Here is a 21,755-nt window from a genome sequence, read left to right as displayed (position 1 = left end):
CGAGCCGTCCATCATGCCGCCGGAGCGGCGCCGATGTCGAACACGGGGGAAGCCACATGGGATACGACGCCACGGATCACGCCGTGGACCGGTGGCGGGATCGTCTGATCGGACTCAGCCACAGCCTGCACGCGGAACCGGAGACCGCCTTCGCGGAACACCGGTCGGTGGTCAAGCTCGCCGATCTCCTGCGGGCCGCCGATTTCGACGTACGCGACAACGCCTGCGACCTGCCGACCGCCCTCACCGCGACGTACGGCCGGGGTGATCTGACCATCGGGATCTGTGCCGAGTACGACGCCCTGCCCGGCATCGGCCACGCGTGCGGCCACAACGTCATCTGCGCGGCGGCCGCCGGGGCGGCGATCGGGCTGCGGGCGATCGCGGACGCCCACCGCTTCCGGATCAAGCTGCTCGGCACCCCGGCCGAGGAGAGCGGCGGCGGCAAGCAGCTGATGCTGGAGCGCGGCGCGTTCGACGACGTCACCGTGGCGATGATGGCGCATCCGGCGCCCTCCGCCGACGCGGCCGGGCCGGGCGACAGCACCCAGGCGGCGAGCCGCTTCGAGGTGACCTATCGCGGACGCCCCTCACACGCGGCGGCCGCACCCTGGCTCGGCGTCAACGCGGCCGACGCCGCCGTGGTCGCCCAGGTCGCGATCGGCCTGCTCCGGCAGCAGACGCCGCCCGCGTACCGGGTGGCCGGGTTCGTCCGCTCCGGGGGCGAGAAGACCAACATCATCCCGGAGCGCTGCGTTCTGGAGTACGAGGTCCGCGCCCCCACCTCCGAGCAGCTCCGGCCGTTCCGCCGCCGGGTCGAGGAGTGCTTCGAGGCGGGCGCCCTGGCCGCCGGGGCGAACGTCTCCTTCCGCTCCATGGAGCCGGAGTACCTCGACCTGCGCAACGACCCGTGGCTGATCGCCGCCTACGCCGCCCACCTGCCCGACTTCGGCCGGGTGGCGGTCGCGACCGGCGCGCACTCGGCCTCCACGGACATGGGCAACATCAGCCACGTCGTCCCGTCCATCCACCCGATGATCGGCCTGCGCGGCGTCACGGCGACGCCGCACACCCACGAGTTCACCGCGCACACGGCCACGCCCGCCGCCGACGAGGCCCTGATCCACGCCGCCAAGCTCCTCGCCCGTACGGGCTACGACCTGGCCACCAACGCCTCCGCCCGCGCCGACTTCATCACCCGCCACACCACCCGCACCGCCTGAGCCCAGCACAAGCTCTTGGAGGCACCGTGGTTCGTCTCGCTCCGCTTGCCACGATCCGGGCCGGTCAGCCCAGGGTGGTCAGGTGGGGTGGTCAGGTGGGGTCGGGGCTTGTCAGGAGGCGCTGGATGGCGTCGCCGTAGAGGGTGACGACCGCGTCGGACTCGGCGCAGACCAGGACCGGGTCGGCGACCAGCCAGCAGGCGTTGATCAGGCCGGCGAACTGGGCGGCGGCCAGCCGGGCGCGCAGCTCGGGGTAGGTGCCGCCGACGCGTTCGGCGAGGGGGCCGACGAAGACGTCGTGGATGGAGGCGCGGAGGCGGTCCTTGATCTCGGGGCGGTCGGAGGCGCTGACCATGGCACGGTAGACGCCCGCGAGGGGGCTCTCGGCGCCCTCCAGCACGTAGCGGACCAGCTCGCGGCCGATCGAGTCGAGTGGGCCCGCCAGGATCTGGGTGAGCGATCCGGAGACCGGGAGGATGGCCAGGAAGAGGCCCTCCTTGGAACCGAAGTGCCGGATGACCAGGGCCGGGTCGCAGCCGGCGGCGGCGGCGATGGCCCGCACCGTGGTCGCGCCGTAGCCGTCCCGGACGAAGAGCTCGCCGGCCGCACGACGGATCGCATCCCGGGGTGGGAGGTTCTGCGGCGGCACCCGACCATCTTATGGCGGCCTCCGGCACTCCCCTACCGGCCGTCCAGCCCTGATCCCGAGGGCCGGGTGGCCCGGAACCAGGGCTGGACACCCCGGGACCGGTGACTCCGGGGGTACGGCGACGCCGGAGCGGTCACTCCGGGTGCGGCGGCAGCGGTTACTCAAAGCAGCGGCGGTTACTCAGAGCCGCGGCGGTTACTCAGAGCCGCGGCGGCGCCGGGTCAGGAACAGCACGGCGAGGCCACCGGCGATCAGGGCGACGCCGCCGGCACCGACCGCGGCCACGTTGGCGCCGGTCAGGGCGAGGGCGCCGCCGGCCTCGGCCGTGGGCTCGGCGGTACGCGTGGCCGTACCGGAATCGGTGGAGGGGGAGGCGGAGGGCGAACCGATCTCCTCGACCACCGCCGGGGTGGGGGTGGCGGTCTCCTCGGCCGGGGAGACCGGCAGGGCCGCGTCCACCTCGTCCGGCACCGGCGCCACCTCGCGGCGCGGCGTCTCGGAGCTGACCCGCCGCGGTGCGGTCGCGGTGGCCGAGAGGTAGCCGAGCGCGACGTCCAGCAGGTGCGCGTCGCCGAGAGTGACCTCGACGCGGATCGAGGCGGCCTCGGCGCGGACCTGGTCGTCGCCACAGTCCTGTGTCGGCTCGCCGAGCGAGAGGCGCACGCCGAGCAGCGAGCCGGAGCCGGCGGCGGACATCCGGCCGAGCAGGCTGAGCGAGACGGCGGCGCGGCTCTCGTCCAGAGTGGTCACCTCGCCGTCGGCCGACGTGATCTCCAGGACGGCCGCCTGGTAGGCGACGCGTGAGTGCCTGCGGTCACCGCCGGCGACCACCTCGAGCGTCGGCTGGCTGATCACCTTGACCGAGATCTGCTGCGGGGTGCCGCCGAAGAGGGTCAGGTCACCCAGCGAGATCCCGGCTCCCGACCGTACGCCGATCCGGCCCCCGCCGAGGGTGACCAGGTCCGTCGCGCTCTGTGTGGAGCCGGTCGGCCCGACCTTGAGGAGGCTGGTCTTGCGCGAGATCAGCGTGCCGCTGTCGACGGCCTGGATCGCCGGGGAGCTGCCCGCGCCGCCGAGGAGTGCGAGGCCGCCGAGCATGGTGGCCGAGCGGGTGAGCGGCCCGGTCTTCCGGCCGCAGCCGTACCTGTCGTCCCAGAACGACTGCGCGGTGGACTTGCCGATCTCCGCGGTGGCGAGTCCACCGGCGTTGATCGCGGCCGTCTCGACGGCGACCGGGCCGGCGACCTTGCCGGGTGCCCGGTGGTTGGCGACCGCGTCGCGCAGCGGCAGGCCGGGCAGGCGCATCCCGAGCAGCCGCGCGTCGGCGTAGCTCGCGGTGGAGGTACTCCGGTACGGCCGGGCCGCGCTGTCCACGTCGCTGTGCGAGGGCGCGAGCCGGACGTCGGCGAGCGAGGGCAGCCCCTTGAGCAGCGGGCCCGGATCGAGCACCGTGACCTTGGCGAGGTCGGCCTGCGAGGTCGCGGTGAATCGCCCGGTGGAGCAGACCGTCCCGCCGGCGATGGCGGGCGCCGGAGCGGTTATCACGGCCGCCACGAGGGCGGCGGCGGTGGCGGCGGTACGACGGGCGATCGGCATGGAGCAACCTCTCGGATCGGGGTAAATCGTCCGACCTTTCATCGGAGCGGGTTCAGCCCCGGCTACGGCCCGATCGACCGTCGCTCATCATCCGCGCGAACCGTCAAATGGTGATTTATTCCGTAATGCCGCTCGTGCTGCTCCGGCTCGCGCCCTCGACCTCCCCGCGCTGAGCAGCGAGTTCGGGGAACTTCACGTCGAATGCCGGGCGCTCCGAGCGAATCCTCGGCATGCGGTGGAAATTACGCAAAGGCGGCGGGCTGGACGTCGCCCACTCCAGCGAGTTCCCGTGCCCCCACGGGTCGTCGACGGTGACGGTGGGCCCTGCCCGGTACGACGTCCACACGTTGTAGAGGAACGGGAGCGTCGCCGCCCCCAGGATGAACGAGCCGATCGTCGAGACGGTGTTCAGCGTGGTGAACCCGTCGCCCGGCAGGTAGTCGGCGTACCGGCGTGCCATCCCCTCGGCGCCGAGCCAGTGCTGCACCAGGAACGTGGTGTGGAAGCCGATGAACGTGAGCCAGAAGTGCACCTTGCCGAGCCGGTCGTCGAGCATCCGGCCGAACATCTTCGGGAACCAGAAGTAGATGCCGGCGAAGACCGCGAACACGATCGTGCCGAACAGGACGTAGTGGAAGTGCGCCACCACGAAGTAGCTGTCGTGCACGTGGAAGTCGACCGGCGGGGACGCCAGCAGCACCCCGGTCAGCCCGCCGAACAGGAAGGTGACCAGGAAGCCGATCGAGAAGAGCATCGGTGACTCGAAGGTGAGCTGGCCGCGCCACATGGTGCCGATCCAGACGAAGAACTTCATCCCGGTGGGCACCGCGATCAGGTAGCTGAGCAGGCTGAAGAAGGGCAGCAGCACCTGGCCGGTGGCGAACATGTGGTGCGCCCAGACGCTCATCGACAGCCCGGAGATCAGCAGGGTGGCCGCGACCAGCGGTTTGTACCCGAAGACCGGCTTGCGGCTGAAGACCGGGATGATCTCGGTGATGATCCCGAAGAACGGCAGCGCGACCACGTAGACCTCGGGATGGCCGAAGAACCAGAAGAGGTGCTGCCAGAGCAGTGGGCCGCCGGTCTCGACGTTGAAGACCTGCGCGTCCAGCACCCGGTCGGCGGCGAGGGCGAAGAGCGCGGCCGCCAGGAACGGGAAGACCAGGATCACCAGCAGGCTGGTGAGCAGGATGTTCCACGTGAAGATCGGCATCCGGAACATCACCATGCCGGGCGCGCGGAGGCAGAGGATCGTGGTGATCATGTTGACCGCGCCGAGGATGGTGCCGACCCCGGAGATCGCCAGGCCGACCACCCAGGCATTGCCGCCCAGGCCCGGCGAGTTCTGGCCGTCGCTCAGGGGTACGTACGCCGTCCAGCCGAAATCGGCCGCCCCGCCCGGGAAGAGGAACCCGCCCAGCGCCATCGTCCCGCCGAACAGGTAGAGCCAGTACGCGAACGCGTTCAGCCGCGGGAACGCCACGTCCGGCGCGCCGATCTGCAGCGGCACCACGAAGTTCGCGAAGGCGAAGAGGATCGGGGTGGCGAAGAGCAGCAGCATGATCGTGCCGTGCATGGTGAAGAGCTGGTTGTACTGCTCCGGGGAGAGGATCTGCATCCCCGGCCGGGCCAGCTCGGCTCGCATGATCAGCGCCATCACGCCGCCCACCAGGAAGAATCCGAAGGCGGTGACCAGGTACATGATGCCGATCTGCTTGGCGTCCGTGGTCCGGATCGTCCGGGCCAGCCAGGAGCCGCGCACCTGGGGACGGACCGGCCAGGAGCGGGTCTGGACAGGACGTGGCGCGACTGCGGTCATCGGTGGCACTCCATCCCGGCGGGCGTACCCGATTTCGGTCACATGAACCGTTCGTACTCCCGCCGCAGGGGCTTGCCAACCCGGCGGCCACGCATCATCCGCGCATAACGGCATCCCTCTCCGGTACGGCCTCGCGCGACCCCCGGGCGAACGTCACGACCAACGCCGACACACCCATCGCGGCGGTGAAGACCAGCACCGCGGCCGGGGCACCCGCGCGGTCGGCCAGCACCCCGGCCGGCACGGCCGCGGCGGCGCCGCCGGTCAGGACCGCGCTCACCCCGAACAGCAGGGTCCCGGTCCAGCAGCTCAGGCGGGCCAGCCGGGCCAGCGACAGCCGCCGCCGCACGCCGAGCGACGAGCGACGAGCGACGAGCGACGAGCGACGAGCGACGAGCGACGAGCGACGATTCAGGCGTGCGGGTCCGCGGTCCAGTCCGGCGGATCGGCGGGGTGCAGCGCCGGGTCGCCCACCGCGAAGGTGCGGACCGGGCCCGGCGGGGTGCGCGGCCCCTCGAAGCGGACGGTGACCCGGCCGAGGCCACTCCCCCAGACCCAGCCCGCGCCGACGTCGTCGTGGAGCACGTCCTGTCCCGGCCGCCAGACGGGAGGCGGCACCGTCCCGGGATCGTCGACCGGCGAATCAGAGGAATCCGATCCGCCGGCCAGCAGAGAGGGTGAGGGCACGGGGGACGCGGTGGGCACGGCCGGCGAGGAGAGGTCGAAAGCGGGCAGGAGGGTGAACAGGTCGTCCTGGGCGAAATCGGCCAGCGTGGAGACGCCGACGCCGAGGAGACGGATGCCGCCCGAGGTGTCGAGCTCGGCGAGCAGGCGACGGGCCAGCTGGGCGACCAGCCTCGGGTCGTCGGTGGGCTGGTCGCGGGTGATCGCGCGGGTCACCGTGGTGAAGTCGGGGTGGCGGACCTTGATGTTCACCGTGCGGCCGGTCAGCCCGCTCGACCGCAGGCGGCCGGCGACCCGGGTGGCCAGCAGCTCCAGTTCGCGGTTCAGGTGGGCCGGGTCGGTCAGGTCGACGTCGAACGTCTCCTCGGCCGAGACCGACTTGGCCTCCCGCTCGCTCACCACCGGCCGGCCGTCGTCGGCGCGGGCGAGACGGTACAGCCCGGAGCCGTGCGCGGTGCCGAACCAGTCGACGAGATCGCTCAGCTCGACGGCGGCCAATTGCCCGATCGTGCGTACGTTGGAACGGTGTAAACGCTGCTCGGTGGCGGGACCGACCCCGCCCAGCCTGCCCACCGGCAGGGGGTGCAGGAAGGTGAGCTCCCCACCGGGCGGCACCACCGTGAGGCCGTCCGGTTTGTGCAGGTCGGAGCTGATCTTGGCGAGCAGCTTGGAGGAGGCCGCGCCGACCGAGCCGGTGACGCCGCCGGTGGCCGCCGCGATCGCCGTCTTGAGCTCGCGGGCCAGCGCGGTGACGCCCTCCAGGCTCAGATCATTGTCGGTCACCCGGAGATCCACATACGCCTCGTCGATGCTCACCTGCTCGACCAGCGGCGACACCTCGCCGAGCAGCCGCATCACCACCTCGCTGGTCCTCTTGTACGCCGCGAACCGGGGCGACAGGAACGCGGTACCCGGCGGCGACCGGCGGCGGGCCTGCGCCATCGGCATCGCGGAGTGCACGCCGAAGGCCCGCGCCTCGTAGGACGCGGTGGACACCACGCCACGACCGGCGACGCCACCCACGACGACCGGCCGCCCGCGCAGGGAGACCTTGTCGCGCTGCTCGACAGCGGCGAACATCGCGTCGAGGTCCACATGCAAGATGCTCGGTTCCCCCCGCACGCCCGCAGCCTACGCACGGGGTCTGACAGAAAGGCCGCACACCATGACGAACGCCGGGACCCGTCCGTGAACGGGCCCCGGGGCACCCGTCAGCCGATCGGGTTCCAGCTGTCGGAGCCGGCCAGGTACTTCTGCGGGGTGTAGGCGGCCGCCTGCGACGCGGTCAGCTGCGGGCGGTTGCTGTTCGTGGTCGCGCCCGAGCCGGTGTTGCCGTACTCGAAGAAGCGGGCGTCCTCCCAGACGTTGCCGGACATGTCGATCCACGGCTGCGACGTCGCGATGGTGGCGCCCAGGGTGTTCTCCCGGAAGACGACCTGCGCGTCGGCGCCCCACGGACGGCCCAGCTGGGTGGTGTTGCTCGTCGCGCCGGTGATGGTCGACTTGTAGATCAGGAAGCCGTACGTCTGGTCCGCCGGGGTCTTGGCCGCGGTGATCGGGCCGCCGGTGGAGCGCTTCTCGTAGATGCTGCACGCGTTGAAGACCGCGGTGCCGTACCCGAAGATGAAGTCGACCGTGCCCTCGATGTACGAGCTCTCGAAGTAGGCCCGGGAACCCAGGTTGACCAGCAGGGTGTCCTGGTCGCCGAGGAGCCGGACGTTGTCGAACTCGGCCCGGTCGCCGTCCACCCGCAGCGCGACGGCCTGGGTGCCGCTGGTCAGGCCGGTCTCGTCGAAGTCGTTCGAGACGGTCAGGTTGGACGCGATGAAGTCGGCGCCGTAGACGTACATGGTCGGGGTGGCGAAGGTGCCGTAGGTCGCGGCGCCCCGGTTGTTGACGATGACCACCTCGCTCGCCGTCGACCCGCCGCCCTGCAGCGTGATGTACGGCTTGGTCGCCGGGACGGTGACGATCTCCCGGTAGGTGCCCGGCTTGATGGTGATCGTCTGCCGGCTGCTGTTGCCGGTGCCCACCGCGTCGATGGCGGCCTGCACGGTGGTGTACTTGCCGGTCCCGTCGGCGGCGACCGTGTACGACGTCGACGACGTGGTGGTCACGGCGGTGAACGCCCACTGCTTGTTGCTGTTCGCGGTGCACGTCTCCTGGACGATCGCCGTCCCCGCGGTGGTCGACGCGCCGGAGTCCGACATGCAGAGCCCGCTGTTCGCGTTGATCACCTGGTACGTGCCGGTCCCGCTGGCGGTCAGCCTCCAGAGGTCGTGCGACTCCTTGGCGGTGCAGGTGACCTGCTGGAGCTGCTTGCCGGAGGTGGTCGAGCCGCTCGGCACGTCCACGCAGAGCCCGCTGTTCTTGTTGACCAGCTGGTAGACCGAGGTGCCGGCGGAGACCAGGGTGAACTGCTGCTTGGTGGCGCTGGTGGCGCAGGTGTTCTGCTGCAGCAGCGCGCCCGACGTGGTGGACGCCGACGGCACGTCCAGGCACATCGCGCTCTTCTTGACGACCAGCGTGTAGGTCGTGGCCGCGGCGGGGGTGCTCGCGGCCGACGAGGGCAGCACGCTGTACGCGATCGCGGCGCTCGGCACGGCGGCCAGCAGGGTCGCCACGGCGATCTTCCGCCCCGGGGAAAGGCGGCGCTTCTCGGACAAGGGATCGTCCTCTCGTAGGGACGTGACAGCCGGGGAAGCCGTCACTTTCGGTGACGCCACTCTGGGGAGAAGCGGCGTTCCGTAGATGCTCGACCGACCACGGGATAACAGAAAAATCTCGAAGTATTTTGCGACCCCCGCGCTTTACAGGCTCTTCGGCCCTGTGCCACCATCACGGACCGGTGACATCGACCGTGGCCGGACGACCGACTCGGGAGCAGGACGGTGACGGAGAGTCAGACGGCGTTCGATGGTCAGACGGCGATGGCCCGGGACACCACGATCCTGGTCCGCGAGGCACAGTCCGGCGACGTCGGCGCCCTGGAACAGTTGATCACCGGACACCTCCCCCTCGTCTACAACGTGATCGGGCGCGCGCTGGACGGCCACCCCGACGTCGACGACCTGGTGCAGGAGACCATGCTCCGGGCCATCCGCGGGCTGAGCGGCCTGCGTCAGCCCGACCGATTCCGATCGTGGCTGATCGCGATCGCGTACCGGCAGATCCAGATGCACCTGCGGTCCCGCAAGATGACCCTGCTGCGCCACCACCCGGAGCCGGTCGACGTGGCCGACCCGGCCGGCGACTTCGCCGAGCGGACCACCGCCGAGATGGTCGTCACCGAGCAGCGCCGGGAGATCGCCGAGGCCCACCGCTGGCTGGAGGAGGGCGACCGGGAACTGCTCGCGCTCTGGTGGCAGGAGGCGTCCGGGCGGCTCACCCGGGCCGAGCTGGCGGCCGCGCTGGAGGTCAAGCCCAAGCACGCCGCGGTCCGGGTGCAGCGGATGAAGGCCCAGCTGGACCTGGCCCGCGGGGTGGTCCGGGCACTGCGCGCCCGGCCGATCTGCCCCGAGCTGGCGGACATGATCCGGTTCTGGGACGGGACCACCGACTCGGTGTGGCGCAAGCGCCTGGCCCGGCACGTCCGCGACTGCCCGCGCTGCCGGGTACGCCAGGGCGGGCTGGTCGCGCCGGAACAGCTGCTGCTCGGCGTGGCCGCGATCCCGGTGCCGTTCGCGGTGGCGGCGGCGGTGCAGGCCGCGGTGCACGGCGGGGCGGCCGTGCCGGCCACCACCGGCGGTCTCTCCCTGGCCGCCTCGGTCCAGTCGCTGGTCCAGCAGAAGGCCCTGGCGGCGGCCACGGTGGCGACGGTCGCGGTCGGTGGCGGTTTCGCGTACGCCGTCCTCGAGACGCCGTCGTACCCGGAGCCCGGGGTCACCGCGGTCGGGCCGGCTGCCGGACCGATCACCACGCGGCCGCCGGTCTCGCTACGGCCCACCACCGCGACGGCGACCTCGGCGGCACCGGCCTCCCCGTCGGCGTCCCGGACCACGGCGGCCGGCACCGGGGTGAGCAGCGCGGACATCTATGTGGCGCCGGGCGGGTCGGACACCGCCGACGGCAGCCTCGCCCATCCGTTCGCCTCGATCGCCAAGGCTGTCGCGACCGTGCGGGCCGGGCGGACGATCGCGCTGCGGGGCGGCACGTACCACCTCAGTGGACCGATCTCGATCACCACGAGCGGCACCGCGGCGAAGCGTGTGGTGCTCAGCGGCTACCGCGGCGAGCACCCGGTCATCGACGCGTCGGCGGTCGCCTCCGACCAGTGGGCGGTCACCCAGCGGGCGTCGTACTGGAGCATCCAGGACCTGGAGGTGAGCGGCGCGCGGAACCAGGCGTGGGTCTGCTCGGGCTGTGTGGGCACGGTCTTCCAGCGGATCACGGTGCACGGGGGCGCGAGCGCCGGGCTGATGCTGCGTGACGCCGGGACCGTGGGCAACCAGGTGCTGGAGAGCGACTTCTACGACAATCAGGGCTCCGGGCTGTCGGTCCAGTTCGGCTCCGGCGAGGGCAACGTGCTGCGCGGTAACCGTGCGTATCGCAACGCCGGTGACGGTATCGACCTGGGCTCGTTCGGCAGCCCGGTCGACGTGGAGCACAACTGGTCGTACCGGAACGGCGCGAACGGCTTCTCGCTCGGCGGCGGCAGTCCGGCCGTCGCCGCCGCGCACACCGTCCGGAACAACGCGGCCTGGAACAACGGCAGCCACGGCTTCGTCGACGAGGGCAACGGCGCGGTGCTCACGCTCGGCAACAACACCGCCTTCCGGAACACCGGGCTGGGCTTCGCGATCACCACCTCGCCGGCCACCCTCCGTTACAACGTCGCCGTCGGCAACACGCAGGGCGAGGTCGGGCTCGCCGCCTCCGGCGCCGCGACCCACAACAGCTGGCAGGAGGGGTCCTGGTCGGCGGCCCGCTTCCGCTCGGCCGATCCGTCCGGTGCCGAGTCCGCCCGTACGGCCACCGGAGCGCTCCCCGCGACCGCCTACCTCGTCGTCACGTCCGGCGGCTACGGGGCGTCGATGGCCGGCGAGTAGTCCGGGTAGGGCTCGGTCTCGGACTCCGCCGTCGGGCCGCCCGCCGCCGTCACCCGCAGCAGCAGCGACGTACCGTCGGCACCGGTGATCCGGATCCCGCGGGGCGCCTTGCCGCGTTCCCCCGCCGGGCCCAGGTCGGGCAGGCCGAGCAGCTGCCAGGAGGCGAACTCGGGCGGCCGGACGGCGTCGAGCAGCTGTGCCGTGAGGACCGCGAGGCGATCCGGGCGGCGGCCCAACGGCGGCGGCAGCGTCTCCGGGACCGGCAGCGGGTTCTCCCCCGGCCAGACCGCGCCCCAGAGGTACGCCTCGGCGCCCGTGGTGTAGCGCACCCGCACCCCGGCCGGGGACGGCCCGCCGGGCGCCGCGTCACTGCCGAACCGGTCCACCGCGGTGATCTCCGGGTGGCGGGCGGCGGCGAGCAGCCGTTCGAGGACGTCGAGAACCTGGGCGAGGCGCACGTTGTCACTCAACAACCCGGGACGTCCGGGCCGCCGCCCACATTGTGCGATCCCCTACGGAGGGTCCCCTACTGGTGGCGCAGGGGCGTCAGACTGATCCTGTGCGCGTCATCCTCAACGTTCTCTGGTTCATCTTCGGCAGCGGCTTCCTGCTCGCGATCGGGTACGGCGTCGCGGCGCTGATCTGCTTCGCGCTGGTGGTCACGATTCCGTTCGGCGTCGCGGCGATGCGGCTGGCGATCTATTCGCTCTGGCCGTTCGGCCGTACCGTGGTCAGCAGGCAGGACGCCGGTGTCGCCTCCGGGCTCGCCAACGTCCTCTGGGTGGTGCTGTTCGGCTGGTGGATCGCGCTCGGCCACCTCACCGCCGGCATCGCCCAGTGCGTGACGATCATCGGCATCCCGTTCGGCATCGCGAACTTCAAGCTGGTGCCGGTCGCGTTCTGGCCGCTCGGCCGGGACATCGTGGACCTGGACTGAGACCCCGCACGCCCCACCCCCTCCCAACCTTCCGCCTTCCACCTTCCACAAGGAGCTGAAGTGGAGATTACCGGCTTCTTCACCGCTATCATCTTCGGTCTCATCATCGGCGCCCTCGGCCGGCTGGTGGTGCCCGGCAAGCAGAACATCCCGATCTGGCTGACCCTCCTGATCGGTGTGCTCGGCGCGATCGTCGGCACGTTCCTGGCCGGTGTCCTCGGCGTCGACGACACCAGGGGTGTCGACTGGATCGAGCTCTTCCTGCAGATCGGTGTGGCCGCCGTCGGCGTCGCCCTGGTCGCCGGGATCCGCCGCCGCCCCTGAGCCTGCACCCCTTCGGACCGCGAGAGCGGCGCGCACGCGGTAGGTTTTCGGTCATGGCACGCGTACGCGCCGCACTTTATCTGGACTTCGACAACGTGTTCAGCGGACTGATCAAGCAGGACCCGGACGTGGCGATCCAGTTCGCCAAGGACCCGGCCTCGTGGTTGGTCCGCCTGACCACGTCGCTGACCGTCGACGGCCCGCGGCGCTGGTTGATCCTGCGCTGCTACATGAACCCGGGCGGCTGGGTGCCCAATCCGGACCCGTCCGCGCAGCCGCCCCGGCTCTACTACTCGCAGTTCCGCCCGTTCTTCGTGAACGCCGGCTTCGAGGTGATCGACTGCCCGCGGCTGACACACACCAAGAACGCCGCCGACATCCGGATGGTGGTGGACGCGGTCGACACGCTGGCCGACCCGGTGCCCTACGAGGAGTTCGTGATCGGCTCCGGCGATTCGGACATGACCCCTCTTCTGGTACGCCTGCGCCGGGCCGACCGCCGGACCACGATCGTCTCCCCGTCGGACGCCGCCGAGGCCTTCACCGCCGTCGCCGACCGCCTGATCACCAGCCAGGAGCTGCTCGAACTGGTCCAGGGCGAGCCGGTGGAGAACGACGACCCGGTCGCACCCGCCCCCGCCGACGGCGACCCCGAGACGCCCGTCTCCTACCAGCAGTTCCGCGACCTGGTCGCCTGGCGCTTCGACTCGGCCACCGCACCGATCAACCTGGCCTCGCTCGCCCACGACCTGCGCCGCCAGCTCGGCCCCAGCGTCGACGAGACCAACTGGTTCGGCTTCGGCGGCTTCGTCCGCGCCCTGGAGAGCCTGACCCTGCCGAACGCGAAGTTCTCCAACCACTTCGTCTGGGACGCCGGCCGCCACGACCCGCCCGAGGCCGGCGCCACCGGCGGCGGGACCGCGCCCGAGCCGGTCGGGCAACTGTCCTCGCTGCTCAGCGTGCCGCGGTTACCCAGCGAGATCTGGCCACAGGTCTACCAGGCCCTCGCCGAGTACGCCGCCACCCACCACTTCAACCTGACCGAGGCCACCCGCTGGGCCCGGGACCAGCTCTCCGCCCAGGGCGTGGACGTGAGCCGCAGCGCGATCGCGTTCGTGACCCGGGGGACGGCCTTCGGCGGGGCGCCGCTCTACCGCCAGCCGGCCCCGAACGCCGCGGAGATCGCGTCCGCGTTCGCCGACAACGTGCTCAACCGGGCGGAGGCGGCCGCGATCGCGCTGAACGAGGACGAGATCGCCGAGGTCCGCGCCTGGCTCGGCGCCGTCTGAGGGTCCCGGTTTCGGCAGCTCCTCAGCCGGCCGGGAAGGCCGCGAAGAGGGCCGGGGAGACCGCGGCCCAGGCGGCGACCAGGTCGAGGCGCTCCGGGTCGCGGAGCCACTGGATCTGCAGGCCGTCCATCAGCGCCATCACCTGGCGGCCGAGCGTCTCCGGGTCGGCGACCCGGCCCTCGGCCAGCGACGCGAAGGTGGCGATGGTGTTCTCCTGGCGGGCCTTGAAGTAGTCGTGCGCGGGGTGGTCCGGGTCGAGCGACTCGGCCTCCAGCACGGTGAAGAGCCGCACGATCTCCGGCTGCGCGGCGTTGCGGCGGACGATCGCGGCGCACGCCTGGGGCAGCGAGACCGCGCCGGCCAGGTCGTCGCGGGAGGTGCCCTCCGGCGCGCCGAGGGCGGTGGCCAGCGACCGGTTGTCCGCCTGGTCGCGGTGTTCCAGGACCGCCACGAGCAGGCTGTCCTTGGTGCCCACGTGGTGGAGCAGGCCGGGGACGGTGAGACCGCAGCCGTCGGCGACGTCCTGCATCGAGAGGCCCCAGAAGCCCCGTTCGGCGATCAGGCGGGTGGTGACCTCGATGATCTGGCGGCGGCGCTCGGCGGCCGGCAGGCGGGGTCGGTCCCGGCGGCGGGGCGGTTCGGTCTTCACAGCGTCCTTCCTACCAGCGGCCTCTTGTCGGGCAGGTCACGGCGGGGTTATGTTACCGAGTAATTACTACCTAGTAGGTACTCAGTAAGAGCGAATTTCGGTGGGCGACCGGCATGGACCGGCATGCTGGCGTTGGAAAGGACCTCCTCAGCCATGACGAACGAAGCCACGAACGAACTCAGCGTCGCCGAACAGGCGGCGATCACCAGCGGCAGCGACTTCTGGCACACCACGGCGGTCGAGTCCGCCGGGCTGCCCGCGCTCACCGTGACCGACGGGCCGCACGGCGTGCGGATGCAGGCCTCCGAGGGCGACCTGCTCACCGGCATCCCGGCCACCTGCTTCCCGCCGGCCGTGGCCAGCGCCTCCACCTGGGATCCGGAGCTGCTGCGCCGGATGGGCGAGGCGCTCGGCGACGAGTGCCGGGCCATGGACGTCGCGGTGCTGCTCGGCCCGGGCGTCAACCTCAAGCGCAGCCCGCTGGGCGGCCGGAACTTCGAATACTTCTCCGAGGACCCGATCCTCGCCGGCGAGCTCGCCACCGCGTGGGTGCGCGGCATCCAGAGCAAGGGTGTCGGCTCCTCGCTGAAGCACTACGCGGTGAACAGCCAGGAGACCGACCGGATGCGGATCAGCGCCGACCTCGACGAGCGCACCCTGCGGGAGATGTACCTGCGCGCGTTCCACCGGGTCGTCACCCGGGCGCAGCCGTGGACCGTGATGTGCGCGTACAACAAGGTCAACGGGGTGTACGCGAGCCAGCACCACTGGCTGCTCACCGAGGTGCTGCGCGACGAGTGGGGCTACGAGGGCCTGGTCGTGTCGGACTGGGGCGCGGTCGTGGACCGGGTCGCCGCGATCGCCGCGGGACTCGACCTCACCATGCCGGGACCGGACGCGGCGGGCGACCAGGCCCTGGTCGAGGCGGTCGGGAACGGGTCGCTCGACCCGGCGCTGCTGCGGACGTCGGCGGAGCGCGTACGCAAGATGATCGTGGCGGCCGGGAAGCGGACCGCCACGACCTACGACGCCGCGGCGCACCACGCACTGGCCCGGGAGATCGCCGGACGGGCGATCGTGCTGCTGAAGAACGACGGCGACGTGCTCCCGCTCGCGAGTGGGGGGCAGAGCGTCGCGGTGATCGGCGAGTTCGCCCGGACGCCGCGCTACCAGGGTGGCGGCAGCTCGCAGATCAACCCGACGAAGCTGGACGACGCGCTCACCGAGATCAAGGCCTCGACCGGCGCCGAGGTGCGGTTCGCGGCCGGATACACCATCGAGGGCACCGCGCCGGACCAGGCCCTGATCGCCGAGGCGGTCAGCGCGGCGACCGGCAGCGACGTGGCGATCGTCTTCGCCGGTACGGTGCACGAGACCGAGGGCGCGGACCGCGACTCGATCGAGCTCCCGGCGCCGCAGCTGGCGCTGATCGAGGCGGTCTCGGCGGCCAACCCGAAGACGGTCGTGGTGCTCTCCAACGGCGCGGTGCTGCGTACCCGGCCGTGGGATCAGGGCGTCGCGGCGCTGGTCGAGGGCTGGCTGCTCGGCCAGGCCGGCGGCAGCGCGATCGCGGACGTGCTCTTCGGCCGGGTCAACCCGTCCGGGCGGCTCGCCGAGACGATCCCGCTGAAGCTCGCGGACCACCCGTCCTACCTGGACTTCCCCGGCGAGAACGGCCATGTCCGGTACGGCGAGGGCATCCACGTCGGCTACCGCGGCTTCGACGCCCGGGAGCAGGAGGTGGCGTACCCGTTCGGCTTCGGCCTCTCGTACACCACGTTCACGTACGGCACCGCGACCGCGACCGTCTCCGGCGCCGGGGTGGAGATCCGCGTGCCGGTGACCAACAGCGGCTCCCGCGACGGCCGCGAGGTCGTGCAGGCGTACGTCAGCCTGCCCGGTTCGACGGTCGTCCGGGCGCCGCGCGAGCTCAAGGCGTTCGCCAGCGTGGCGATCGCGGCGGGCGCGACCGAGGAGGTCGTGCTGACCGTGGAGCGCGGCGACCTGGCGTACTGGGAGACCCGGCTCGGGAAGTGGATCGTCGAGGGCGGTGAGTACCTGGTCGAGATCGGCGCCTCGTCCCGGGACATCCGGGCGACCGCGTCCGCGAAGATCGACGGCGACCCGGCCCGGGTGCCGCTGACCGCGGACTCCAGTGTGGCCGAGTGGTTCGCCGACGAGCGCGGCTCCGCGCTCATCAAGGAGTCGTTCGCGTCGGCCACCGCGGGCGATTCGCCGCTGGGCGCGCTGGCCGCCACGCCGGAGATGCTGCTGATGCTGGGCAGCCTGCCGCTGAGCCGGATGGCGATGTTCCCGAACAGCCCGCTGACCACGGAGGTCGTCGCGAGCCTGGTGAAGGCCGCCAACGACTAACCCAAAACGGTTCAAAACAGCCCGCAACCATATGGTTGCGGGCTGTTTTGTTGTATCGCATTGCCATAGTGTGCGTCGCACAGTATCGTGTTGAGCATGACAATGGATGCGACGCTCTCCGGGCACCTGCAGGAGCTGCGGCGCGGCACGGTCGTCGTGGCCAGCCTCACCGTGCTGCGCACCCCCGGATACGGCTACTCGCTGCTCGAGACGCTCAGCGAGGCCGGCTTCGAGGTGGAGGCGAACACGCTGTACCCGCTGCTCCGGCGCCTCGAGGCACAGGGGCTGCTCACCAGTGAGTGGAACACCGACGAGGCCCGGCCGCGGAAGTTCTACAAGACCACCGAGCAGGGCGACTCGATCGCCGCGACCCTGCGCGGCGAATGGGCACGACTCGACGGCGCGATCACCGACCTGACCACGGGGAGCCAAGGATGAACCACCTCGTCGACCGCTATGTGACCACCGCGCTGCGCCGCATCCCGGAGCAGCAGCGCACCGACATCGACCGGGAGCTGCGCGCCTCGATCGGCGACGCGGTGGATGCCCGGATCGAGTCCGGCGAGGCTCCGGAGGCCGCGCTGGAGAGCACGCTGACCGAGCTCGGCGACCCGGCCCGGCTCGCCGACGGATACGTGGGCCGCCCGGCGTACCTGATCGGCCCGGACCTCTACTTCGCCTGGCTCCGCGTCCTGAAGATGCTCTACTCGATCGTGCTGCCGGTCGCCGTCGGGCTGGTCACGCTGATCCAGATCCTGGACGACCTGAACATCGGCAAGGTGATCGCGGCGATCGTCACCAGCACGCTCACCGTCGGCGCGCACATCGCGTTCTGGACCACCCTCGCCTTCGCGATCCTGGAACGGACCGGCCCGCACGCGCCGCTGCAGAACACCCGCGCCTGGTCCGTCGACGACCTCCCCCGCCACGAACCGCCCGGCCTGCGGACGACCGAGCTGGTCGCCGGCGCCACCTGGTCCCTGCTGCTGATCGGGGGCCTGGTGCTGCAGGAGTTCACCTTCACCGCGGTGCCGGTGCTCGACCCCGCGAACTGGACCTTCTGGTGGCCGTTCCTGATCGTGGTCCTGCTGGTCCGTGCCGCCTACCCGTTCGCGGTCCGGGCGCGCGGCGGCTGGACGCGGGCGACCTCCGCGGGCAACGCGGTGCTGGCCGTGCTGGTGGGCGCCCCGCTGATCTGGCTCCTCGCCTCGGACGGCTTCTTCAACCCCGGGTACCAGCGGATCGCCGAGCTGGTGGACGGTCACGTGAAGACCTGGATGACCACCACCCTGATCGTCAGCGTGGTGCTCAGCACGCTCTGGGACATCGGCCAGGTCGTGGTCCAGGCGGAGCGGAACCGCCGGGCCGTGGTCAGCTGACCCGGTCCCCCGGTGACCCGGCCGGCTCGACCGGCCGGGTCACCGGCGTGTCGAAGCCCGCCGGACCATGCGCGCCGAGCGCAGGTCGCCGAGGGCCGCGCGGGCCATCCCGCGGTAGACGAAGACCGCCGCGAGCACCCGGACGGACGTGATGGCCAGGGCGACGGTCGCGACCACACCCGCCAGGACGGCGAAGGCGATCGTGAAGACGCCGGACATCGGCGGTGGCCTCACGTACGGGTGCGGGTCAGCAGCGCCTGGATCCGGGACACCAGCTCGCGCGGGCTGAACGGCTTGGTCACGTAGTCGTCCGCACCGGCACTGAACCCGCCCTCGACGTCCTGCTCCTGCACCCGGGCGGTGAGCATGATGATCAGCATGCCGGCCGTGGACGGGTCGGCCCGCAGCATCCGGCACACGTCGATGCCGGAGAGCAGCGGCATCGAGACGTCCAGCACCGCCAGCGTGGGGTGGTGCGCGCGGGCCTGCTCCACGGCGGCCTGGCCGTCCCCGACGGTGATGACCTCCAGACCGGCCTGTTCCAGCTTGAACGCGACCAGGTCACGGATGTCGGCGTCATCGTCGGCCACCAGGACCGTCGTCACGGCAGCTCCCCTCGATCGGCATCACTCGCATCTCCGAAGATATCCCGTAATAGCCGGACATGATGCCCAAAGTCCTCCGCAACCTTGTCGCAACCGTGGCGCGCCCCGAGTGCAGCCCCGGAGGCGTGTGCTGAGTCACAGGCCACCACACCGTTCGGGAGGATCCGATGAACGCGGTGATCGACGACGTCCGTACCGAGGCACTCTTCGCGTCCGACGCGCAGAGGTCCGAGGAGCCCACGCACGCGCAGATCCGGGAGATCGTCAGCGCCACGGTCGGCAGGCTGGGGCCGGACGGGTGCGCGGAGCGGGTCGCGCAGGAGTTCGGCGAGCACCCGGACTGCGCCCTGGGGCGGATGCGCTGGGCACGGCGGGCGGTGCGGATGGCGTTCGCCGCGTAGGGCGCCGGCCTCTGGAGCGCAGCGTCCACCTCTTGAGCGCGGCGGGCACGGCGATGGGCGTACGGGAGAATGGTTGGTAAGGTCTCGGGCATGAACGCGCGCTTGAGCATGTGGTGGCCCGCCTGACGGCGGCCACTTCCCGCGCGTGACCAACCACGCGGCCGCCTCCCCGAGGCGGCCGTTTCTCGTGGGCCGGACTCGGTCGGCTGCCGCCGAGCCCGGAAGAGGAACTCATGGCATTCGCCCTGCTGCATCGCGACGGCGCCGACCACGTCGAGGTGCTGACCGGTGATGTGATCACCGTGCCGTCGCTGGCCGAGATCCCGCTGTCGCGGGGGTCGTCGGTGCTCGCGCTCGTTCCCTACCGTCAGATCGCCGAGCGCGGTTTCGCGTGCGTGGATGACGGCGCGCCACTGGAGTGCTTGCGGATCTCTCACGCGACTCATCAGCCCCTCTCCGATTTCCTGCCCGGCGAGCTCGCCCTCAGCGGCGGAGGATTCGATCTCTCCGACGACGAGTACGGGCAGATCGTCGAGGAGGTGCTGCGGGACGAGATCGGGCACGGCGCGGGCGCCAACTTCGTGATCCACCGGGTCTACCAGGCGAGCGTCGAGGGCGATCCGGTCGACGCCGCGCGGGCCGCCTTCGGCCGGCTGCTCGCCCAGGAGCAGGGCACCTACTGGACCTTCCTGGTGCACACCGGGACGCGAACGCTGGTCGGCGCGACCCCGGAACGCCACGTCAGCGTGCAGGACGGCGTCACCATGATGAACCCGATCAGCGGCACGTTCCGGCACGGATCCGGCGACCTCCTCGACTTCCTGCGCGACCCCAAGGAGATCGAGGAGCTCTACATGGTCCTCGACGAGGAACTCAAGATGATGGCCACGGTCGCCGAGCACGGCGGGCAGGTCGCCGGCCCGTACCTGAAGCAGATGGCGCACCTCACGCACACCGAGTACCTGCTCGCCGGCCGGGGCACGATGGACGTCCGCGACGTGCTGCGCGAGACCATGTTCGCCCCCACCGTGACCGGCAGCCCGATCGAGAACGCCTGCCGGGTGATCGCCCGCCACGAACGCCGGGGCCGCGGCTACTACGCCGGGGTGCTCGCCCTGATGTCCGTCTCCGAGACCGGCGAGCAGTCGCTGGACGCGCCGATCCTGATCCGGACCGCGGAGATCACCCCGGACGGCCGGCTGCGTGTCCCGGTCGGCGCGACGCTGGTGCGCCACTCGACCGCCGCGGGCGAGGTCGCGGAGACCCACACCAAGGCGGCCGGGATCCTGCGCGCGCTGGGTGCGGTTCCCTCCACCCCTTCTCCGGTACGCGACGAGACCGCGTCCCCGCTCGTCCGTGAGATGCTCGCTTCCCGCAACGACGAGCTCGCCCGCTTCTGGCTGGACTCGCGCGAGCCCGGCGCCCTGGAGATCCCGTCCCTGACCGGCCGCACCGCAGTGATCGTCGACGCGGAGGACACCTTCACCGCGATGCTGGCCCACCAGTTGAAGGCCCTCGGCCTGCGGGTGACGGTGTTGCCGTGGACCTCGCTCCCGATTCCCGCCGCCGCGCCTGCCGCCGCCGTACCCGCCGCCGCCGTACCCGCCGCCGGCTCACTCGCCGCTGTCTCCGTTCCCGATGCTGATCTCGTTGTCGTCGGGCCCGGGCCCGGGGATCCCTCGGACCTCACCGATCCGAAGATGGCGACGCTGCGGGCCCTGGTCACGTCACTGCTGGCGGAGGGGCGGCCGCTGTTCGCGGTCTGCCTCGGGCAGCAGATCCTGGCCGGGGTGCTGGGACTGGAACTGGTCCGGCGGGACTCGCCGTACCAGGGGCTGGCCCGGGAGATCGACCTGTTCGGCGCCGTCCGCCGGGTGGGGTTCTATTCGAGCTTCGCCGCGGTGGTCCCGCCGGGTTCTTCCGCACTTCCGGAGCTCTCCCGTTCGCCGCAGCGTCCTGCGGGAACACGGCATCCTGAGGACGCGCGGCGGCCTGCGGGAGCGGGGGACTTCGAGGTGGCGCGGGATGCCGAGGACGGGCTGGTGCACGCGGTGCGCGGGGACGGGTTCGCCGGGGTGCAGTTCCATCCGGAGTCGGTGCTGAGCCGGGACGGGATCGAGGTACTCCGGGAACTTCTGCCCCCGCTGGTGGCGGGCGTGGTTAGCCCGGCCGTGAACGGGTAGCGAAAGGAGAGCCGGTGGTCCAAGGCGACCGAGAGCCTCACCTTGGATCACCGGCCCCGTCCACAGCCCACCCCCACACCACTAGACCTCGTGACAGTGGGGCGGAACGAGGGCCGGGGCGTTTACCGGGCGCCGTCGTGCGGGTATCCGGCTGGCGTTCCCGAGCCTGATCGCCGGGGAACGCCAGACTCGACGCTCGTACCAGGTGCCGGAGGAGAACCGTGACCGAGCCGCACGTCACCCTTGATCCGCAATCGCTCAATCCGGTGGAGGAGAAGCTGCGCGGTCCCCTGGAGGAGCAGCTCACCTCGGCGCTTCAGGCCGCGACGGACAGGGTCCGGCAGCGGTACGCCGGGGAGAGCGTCGACCAGGTGACCGTGATGCTGCTGGAGCAGGCGAAGGCGGGGCTGCACCCGGACATCGCCGCCGGCTTCCACCCCGACCACGCCCAGCTCCGCCAGGTCGCCGAGGCCATCGTCGCCGAAGCCCGCTGACCGGATTCAATCCGTTGAAAGAGACACGAAGCGATCGACGAGGCCCCACCCCTCACGGGGACAGGGGCCTCGTCGATGCCGGGGCCGAGAATCACGAAACAG

General features: G+C 71.4%; 21 protein-coding genes. 11 read left to right on the top strand and 10 right to left on the bottom strand.

Annotated elements, in window-relative coordinates:
• Positions 1 to 56 precede the first annotated feature (56 nt).
• Positions 57 to 1,223 carry an amidohydrolase gene (locus tag AB0M08_RS38390; protein WP_364504740.1) on the top strand — a complete coding sequence of 389 codons (1,167 nt, stop codon included), beginning with the start codon at positions 57 to 59 and terminating at the stop codon, positions 1,221 to 1,223.
• A gap of 91 nt (positions 1,224 to 1,314) precedes the next feature.
• Here the strand turns inward: AB0M08_RS38390 and AB0M08_RS38385 are convergent, their stop codons facing one another.
• The 6 genes from AB0M08_RS38385 to AB0M08_RS38360 form a co-directional block, all read right to left on the bottom strand.
• Positions 1,315 to 1,872 (bottom strand): TetR family transcriptional regulator, encoded by a 558-nt coding sequence (locus AB0M08_RS38385; protein ID WP_364504738.1) that lies wholly within the window; start codon positions 1,870 to 1,872, stop codon positions 1,315 to 1,317.
• Between the two features lie 195 nt (positions 1,873 to 2,067).
• Positions 2,068 to 3,468 (bottom strand): hypothetical protein, encoded by a 1,401-nt coding sequence (locus AB0M08_RS38380; protein WP_364504736.1) that lies wholly within the window; start codon positions 3,466 to 3,468, stop codon positions 2,068 to 2,070.
• A 115-nt stretch (positions 3,469 to 3,583) separates the two neighbouring features.
• Positions 3,584 to 5,287, bottom strand: a complete 1,704-nt coding sequence (ctaD, locus tag AB0M08_RS38375; RefSeq protein ID WP_364504734.1) for a cytochrome c oxidase subunit I — start codon at positions 5,285 to 5,287, stop codon at positions 3,584 to 3,586.
• A gap of 94 nt (positions 5,288 to 5,381) precedes the next feature.
• A complete protein-coding gene (locus AB0M08_RS38370; protein ID WP_364504732.1) occupies positions 5,382 to 5,636 on the bottom strand; it encodes a hypothetical protein in 255 nt (84 codons plus the stop codon).
• A 62-nt stretch (positions 5,637 to 5,698) separates the two neighbouring features.
• Complete coding sequence (locus tag AB0M08_RS38365) at positions 5,699 to 7,093, bottom strand: DNA polymerase IV (RefSeq protein WP_364504730.1); 1,395 nt, start codon at positions 7,091 to 7,093, stop codon at positions 5,699 to 5,701.
• Positions 7,094 to 7,182: 89 nt separating this feature from the next.
• Positions 7,183 to 8,637 carry a pectinesterase family protein gene (locus tag AB0M08_RS38360; RefSeq protein ID WP_364504728.1) on the bottom strand — a complete coding sequence of 485 codons (1,455 nt, stop codon included), beginning with the start codon at positions 8,635 to 8,637 and terminating at the stop codon, positions 7,183 to 7,185.
• A 225-nt stretch (positions 8,638 to 8,862) separates the two neighbouring features.
• On the opposite strand from AB0M08_RS38360, the gene AB0M08_RS38355 reads away from it, so the two are divergent.
• Positions 8,863 to 11,019, top strand: a complete 2,157-nt coding sequence (locus AB0M08_RS38355; protein WP_364504726.1) for a sigma-70 family RNA polymerase sigma factor — start codon at positions 8,863 to 8,865, stop codon at positions 11,017 to 11,019.
• Here AB0M08_RS38355 and AB0M08_RS38350 read toward each other — a convergent pair.
• The gene (locus AB0M08_RS38350; protein WP_364504724.1) at positions 10,992 to 11,489 is read right to left on the bottom strand and encodes a hypothetical protein; all 498 of its coding nucleotides are present in this window, start codon (positions 11,487 to 11,489) and stop codon (positions 10,992 to 10,994) included. The two genes, AB0M08_RS38355 and AB0M08_RS38350, sit on opposite strands and share 28 nt — an antisense overlap.
• Before the next feature lie 89 nt (positions 11,490 to 11,578).
• Here AB0M08_RS38350 and AB0M08_RS38345 point away from each other — a divergent pair, with 89 nt between their 5' ends.
• The 3 genes from AB0M08_RS38345 to AB0M08_RS38335 are packed head-to-tail and all read left to right on the top strand — an operon-like array spanning position 11,579 to position 13,569.
• The gene (locus AB0M08_RS38345) at positions 11,579 to 11,956 is read left to right on the top strand and encodes a YccF domain-containing protein (protein ID WP_364504722.1); all 378 of its coding nucleotides are present in this window, start codon (positions 11,579 to 11,581) and stop codon (positions 11,954 to 11,956) included.
• 60 nt (positions 11,957 to 12,016) lie between these two features.
• Entirely contained in the window at positions 12,017 to 12,280 is a 264-nt protein-coding gene (locus AB0M08_RS38340) for a GlsB/YeaQ/YmgE family stress response membrane protein (RefSeq protein WP_364504720.1), read from the top strand.
• A gap of 53 nt (positions 12,281 to 12,333) precedes the next feature.
• Positions 12,334 to 13,569, top strand: coding sequence for an NYN domain-containing protein (locus AB0M08_RS38335; protein ID WP_364504718.1), 1,236 nt, complete (start codon positions 12,334 to 12,336; stop codon positions 13,567 to 13,569).
• 22 nt (positions 13,570 to 13,591) lie between these two features.
• Here AB0M08_RS38335 and AB0M08_RS38330 read toward each other — a convergent pair whose 3' ends face one another.
• A complete protein-coding gene (locus AB0M08_RS38330) occupies positions 13,592 to 14,218 on the bottom strand; it encodes a helix-turn-helix domain-containing protein (RefSeq protein ID WP_364504716.1) in 627 nt (208 codons plus the stop codon).
• A gap of 153 nt (positions 14,219 to 14,371) precedes the next feature.
• Between AB0M08_RS38330 and AB0M08_RS38325 the strand changes: the two genes are divergently transcribed.
• From AB0M08_RS38325 to AB0M08_RS38315, 3 genes are all read left to right on the top strand, one after another.
• Positions 14,372 to 16,591 carry a glycoside hydrolase family 3 C-terminal domain-containing protein gene (locus AB0M08_RS38325; RefSeq protein WP_364504714.1) on the top strand — a complete coding sequence of 740 codons (2,220 nt, stop codon included), beginning with the start codon at positions 14,372 to 14,374 and terminating at the stop codon, positions 16,589 to 16,591.
• Between the two features lie 96 nt (positions 16,592 to 16,687).
• Entirely contained in the window at positions 16,688 to 17,029 is a 342-nt protein-coding gene (locus AB0M08_RS38320; protein ID WP_364504712.1) for a PadR family transcriptional regulator, read from the top strand.
• On the top strand, positions 17,026 to 17,970 hold the full coding sequence (locus tag AB0M08_RS38315) for a permease prefix domain 1-containing protein (RefSeq protein WP_364504710.1): 945 nt from the start codon (positions 17,026 to 17,028) through the stop codon (positions 17,968 to 17,970). The genes AB0M08_RS38320 and AB0M08_RS38315 overlap by 4 nt, the downstream gene beginning before the upstream one ends.
• Positions 17,971 to 18,009: 39 nt before the next feature.
• Here the strand turns inward: AB0M08_RS38315 and AB0M08_RS38310 are convergent, their stop codons facing one another.
• Both AB0M08_RS38310 and AB0M08_RS38305 read right to left on the bottom strand, forming a co-directional pair.
• On the bottom strand, positions 18,010 to 18,189 hold the full coding sequence (locus AB0M08_RS38310; RefSeq protein ID WP_364504708.1) for a hypothetical protein: 180 nt from the start codon (positions 18,187 to 18,189) through the stop codon (positions 18,010 to 18,012).
• A gap of 11 nt (positions 18,190 to 18,200) precedes the next feature.
• Positions 18,201 to 18,575 (bottom strand): response regulator, encoded by a 375-nt coding sequence (locus AB0M08_RS38305; RefSeq protein WP_014688933.1) that lies wholly within the window; start codon positions 18,573 to 18,575, stop codon positions 18,201 to 18,203.
• A gap of 167 nt (positions 18,576 to 18,742) precedes the next feature.
• Here AB0M08_RS38305 and AB0M08_RS38300 point away from each other — a divergent pair, with 167 nt between their 5' ends.
• From AB0M08_RS38300 to AB0M08_RS38290, 3 genes are all read left to right on the top strand, one after another.
• Positions 18,743 to 18,976 carry a hypothetical protein gene (locus AB0M08_RS38300; RefSeq protein ID WP_364504706.1) on the top strand — a complete coding sequence of 78 codons (234 nt, stop codon included), beginning with the start codon at positions 18,743 to 18,745 and terminating at the stop codon, positions 18,974 to 18,976.
• Between the two features lie 233 nt (positions 18,977 to 19,209).
• Positions 19,210 to 21,159 carry an anthranilate synthase family protein gene (locus tag AB0M08_RS38295; protein ID WP_364504704.1) on the top strand — a complete coding sequence of 650 codons (1,950 nt, stop codon included), beginning with the start codon at positions 19,210 to 19,212 and terminating at the stop codon, positions 21,157 to 21,159.
• 221 nt (positions 21,160 to 21,380) lie between these two features.
• A complete protein-coding gene (locus AB0M08_RS38290; protein ID WP_364504702.1) occupies positions 21,381 to 21,653 on the top strand; it encodes a hypothetical protein in 273 nt (90 codons plus the stop codon).
• Positions 21,654 to 21,755 lie beyond the last annotated feature (102 nt).

Source organism: Actinoplanes sp. NPDC051851 (assembly GCF_040681165.1).
GTDB lineage: Bacteria > Actinomycetota > Actinomycetes > Mycobacteriales > Micromonosporaceae > Actinoplanes.
This window is presented reverse-complemented; position numbering and strand designations above follow the sequence as displayed.